2 protein-coding genes are annotated in these 849 nt (G+C 39.6%); both read left to right on the forward strand.

Annotation, left to right across the window (positions count from 1 at the left end; genetic code table 11):
* The coding region (locus tag IYN84_RS20850) for a phosphopantetheine-binding protein (protein ID WP_196141218.1) at positions 1-238 on the forward strand (238 nt) is incomplete at its 5' end.
* A 2-nt stretch (positions 239-240) separates the two neighbouring features.
* Positions 241-849, forward strand: a 609-nt coding sequence (locus IYN84_RS20855) for a condensation domain-containing protein (protein WP_196141219.1), incomplete at its 3' end; no start/stop codon positions are given.

The raw sequence follows: 849 nt of genomic DNA on the forward strand, positions 1-849 counted from the left end.
ACGAGTAGGTATTCACGATAGTTTTTTCAGACTGGGCGGTAACTCCATGGTTGCCATGCGAATGATGGCGGCATGTAGAAAACGCCTGTCTAAAAATTTATCCATGGAATTGTTATTTCAGCAAAAAACCATAGCAAAAATAGTAAAAAAATTGGAGTCGCAAAAAGATACTGACAATTTACTTATACAGTCTTCTTCAGCGCGCGTACAGACTCAGGGAAAACGGATTAGTATTTAATTATGTTAAAGTTGTTAAGAAAAATACATGGCAATAAGTTCTCTATTTGGCTCGAAGATGGAAATTTACAGCTGGATTATGATGGTTCGGAAGAACATGGCACTTTAATCGAACAAATTCGTAATAATAAAGACATGTTAGTATCGCTGTTAGAGCGCTATCAGGTGAATAGTCCTTCGGCTTTTAACCGGATGCCGTTCTTGAAAGACTATCCCTTGTCTTTTGCACAACAACGATTGTTGTTTATTGAACAGCTAGAGCAAGGTACCGACGCTTATCATATTCCCCACTGCGTAAAGCTTTCCGATAATGTCTCCCTTGAGGCGCTGGTTGAGAGTGCCAACAAAGTTGTCAACCGGCATTCCGTTTTGAAAACAATCTATCTCAAAGATGTTGAAGGAAACCTTTTTCAAAGAGTGCTCGAAGGACCGATAACACTCGATAGCTATCAAGTAAGCTCCGAACAGGAATTAATGTTAAAAATTCAAAGTGCTATCGGTCAGCCTTTCGATTTAAGTTCAGAGCCAAGCATGCGATTGAAACACTTTCAATTATCAGGAACAGATTACCTGTTAATTGTCTGGCATCACATTGCTTTCGATGGCTGGTCG

The sequence above is a fragment of the Aliikangiella sp. G2MR2-5 genome, assembly GCF_015687155.1.
Lineage (GTDB): Bacteria > Pseudomonadota > Gammaproteobacteria > Enterobacterales > Kangiellaceae > Aliikangiella.